Raw genomic sequence first — 2,980 nt, 5'->3', positions numbered from 1 at the left:
GATCCTTCACCGTCGCCTAACTGCTCATAACCAGCCAATACCGTGAGCAATTACACCGGAAGCGCTCAACATTGGCTTTGCGCCTGATAGATCTAGAAAAGCAAAATAGTCAACCAAATCTGGCTCTATTCTCTGAAGAGAGCCTTGGAGGAATTCAGTATCGGTTGTTCCCTCGGTTAAGATTATAATTTTCTCGCGAGACTTATTTATGTCTTCCGCAAAGTATGTGATGTTTTCTATAATGGGTTCATTTTCGTCATAATATCCTGCATATATAAAGTCTGTTACATCAAAAGTTATATTCAAATGAGGGGAGCGATGCAAGATAACTGCGAGTGTGTCACGGAAGTCGGAGACATCATATACGGCTCCATATCTGAACGTTATACTATTTTTACGGTCTCTTAAAGCTACTTCATTGGACCCAAGAGCAGCAGATATCAACTCTGAAATATACGCGTCATAGTCAAACGACTCGAGATACTCTTTTAGTTTTTTTTCGTATTCTAAAATTGATTTATTCCAAGTTTCGTCTCCAAATGCTCCAGTCTGAAAATTTTTATCTAATTTACTTTCTAGATCAACAATCTCATTCTGGCTTTTCTCTAACGCACGCTGTGCACAAAGCTTTATTCTACTCTCCGAATCAATTTTATTAAACCCCATTATTTGTAAACGGCGAGACATTCTCATTCCTGAACAAAAATAGTAATGCCTAGTATCCTCACTTTCATCTATTCCCCACTCTTGAGCAATATCTTCAGAATGCGTTTTGTCACGAAGTCTATCAGATTCCCGAAACAAGCAAGCAGCAGTTTCGTTAATCTGGTTTTTTTCGGAAATTAAAATCAGGTTTCCGACTGCTAGCGTATTATAGTAACCCAAATTTCAAGATCCTTCACTTTAAAGTTTGCTCTAACGTACCAAAGTCATTTTGAACTTTCAATAAACAGGTCAACTCATAACATATTACATTCTCCTTTAACTCCTACCTGTAAAAGGTGTGTGAATTAACAATGAGACTGAGGAATTTCAAAAATGTTTTCCTTCGGTTTGTACGTTGCTCTGATCTTAAAAATTCCATTAAAACTGCTTCTGCGCAGATAAGTCAATAACTTAGCGGTTTCGAAACGGAGTTATGATAGGCTATGTAAGCTCCACAACGCCACGCAGGCTTTGAAGACCGCTTATCACGGCTTCCGCAAGCCTACTCCAAAAGCTCCATGTTTCATAATGCCGGCTTTCATGAGAATAGGGGCAGCCGTGACCTCCTGCAACGGCATCTCGACTGCGCGGTCATAAATTACTTTCACGAGAACCGTGAAAAGGCGGGAGTGACGCCGTTCGACACTGCGCGCGGGGTGTTCATGGAAGGTGACCCGGTCTACCCAGCGGCGGGTTCTTGCGAGAAGACCCAAATCCAGATCGCAGTCCGGAACTCCAGCCTCATCAAAGGCGTCTTCCGAGTGCCTCAAGAGCACCTCGAATAGAACCCCGCCTTAAGCAACCGTTAACCGCCCCAGTGACAAAATTGAGCCTCCGGGGAGCTTCCTAAACCGCGCAGCAGGTGCTGGTTCCCGCTCTCCTCGTCAGAATTGGCCCTTAGAAGGAGGTAGCCGATGGTTGGCACACTGGAGACTCTGAGTCAGAATTTGCTTGCCTCGTTGAATGCCTCCCGCGTCAGCGAGGCTTTGACGACGGCCCACCCTGCGGCGAAGGCAGCGGCAACGACGGCAGCCACGGCAACCGCCGCGACGCTGCAACAAGCCGCGACGCCCGCCGCGAATTCCCGCACGCCCGACCGCGCAGTCGATCGCGACCGGGACCGCGACCGCACCCACTCCGCCAACGCCCGGCGCGGCCGCGACAGCGACGACCGTATCAGCATCCAGCTTTCCGCCGCCGCCACCCGCCTGACGCAGTCGGGCAACGCGCAGCCTCAGCCCGCCCCCGCCTCCGTCGAAATGCTGCGCAGCCTGCGCCGGGCGCGCGACGCGAAGCAGGAAGGGCCGATGGAAGAGGCCATGAAAAGTTTGCGGGCGGATCTGGTCAAGGTCTTCCGCATGTTCGGCAAGTCCGAGAAGGAAGCGCTCGAAGCGGCGGAGGCGGTTACCGGCAAGGCGCGGGATGCCTCGACGCGGGGGCCGATGGGGACAAGGCCCTCGGCGGGCGGGGAGGCTTCGACCAGCGTTTCCGTCGTCTTCCAGTCCGTGACGCTCCAGGTCAGCGGCGAGTCCGGCAAGATCCAGGCTTCCATCGAAATCGTCCGGATGGAAGCCAGCGTGACGACCGGGGCCGCCCTGGCGGCCGGGTTGCCCGGCGGCAACCAGCCGGGCGGCGCGGGGCAGATACCCGGCCAAGCTCCGGCGCCGGGCGGCGGCGGTGGAGACACCCGGCAGGTCGATCCACTGGTGTTCGACCTGGACGGCAACGGCGTCAACCTGTCCTCGGCGGAAAACGGCGTCTATTTCGACATGGACGCCGACGGCACCCGCGACAAGACAGCCTGGGTATCGGGCGGCGACGCCTTGCTGGCGCTGGACCGCAACGGCAATGGCCGGATCGACGACGGCAGCGAGCTGTTCGGCGAGCAGAACGGCGCCCGCGACGGTTTCGCCGAGCTGGCCCGGTTCGACCAGGACGGCAGCGGCTCCATCGACGCCAAGGACAACATCTTCAACTCGCTGATCCTGCTGCACACCGACGGCGGCATGTCCCGCCTGCGGGACGAAGGCATCACCGGCATCAAGCTCGATATCGCGATCGGGTTGAAGGCTCCGGCCGAACAGCAGCGGCTGGACGGCGGCGTCATCGCCTCGCAAAGCGAGTTCACCCGCACCGACGGCAGCCGGGGCACCGTCGTCGACGTGCTGTTCGACGTGAAGGTCTGAGGCCGGCGCCGTCGCGGACCGGCCGACAGCGAAGACGTAGAAGCGTTTTCCAGCCGCTTCTACGCCATCGCCGATCGGCAGAGATACCT

Annotated in this window: 2 protein-coding genes; one reads left to right on the top strand and one right to left on the bottom strand. The window is 55.0% G+C overall.

Going from position 1 to position 2,980, the window contains the following annotated elements; translation table 11 throughout:
• Positions 1-24: 24 nt before the first annotated feature.
• Positions 25-885, bottom strand: a complete 861-nt coding sequence (locus tag AC5JJ6_RS06775) for a HEPN/Toprim-associated domain-containing protein (protein ID WP_496041303.1) — start codon at positions 883-885, stop codon at positions 25-27.
• Positions 886-1,619: 734 nt separating this feature from the next.
• Between AC5JJ6_RS06775 and AC5JJ6_RS06770 the strand changes: the two genes are divergently transcribed.
• On the top strand, positions 1,620-2,891 hold the full coding sequence (locus AC5JJ6_RS06770; protein ID WP_496041302.1) for an SPM autocatalytic domain-containing protein: 1,272 nt from the start codon (positions 1,620-1,622) through the stop codon (positions 2,889-2,891).
• Positions 2,892-2,980 lie beyond the last annotated feature (89 nt).

Source organism: Skermanella sp. (assembly GCF_059503625.1).
The sequence above is the reverse complement of the archived record's forward strand: the minus strand, read 5'-3'. Positions and strand labels throughout refer to the sequence as shown.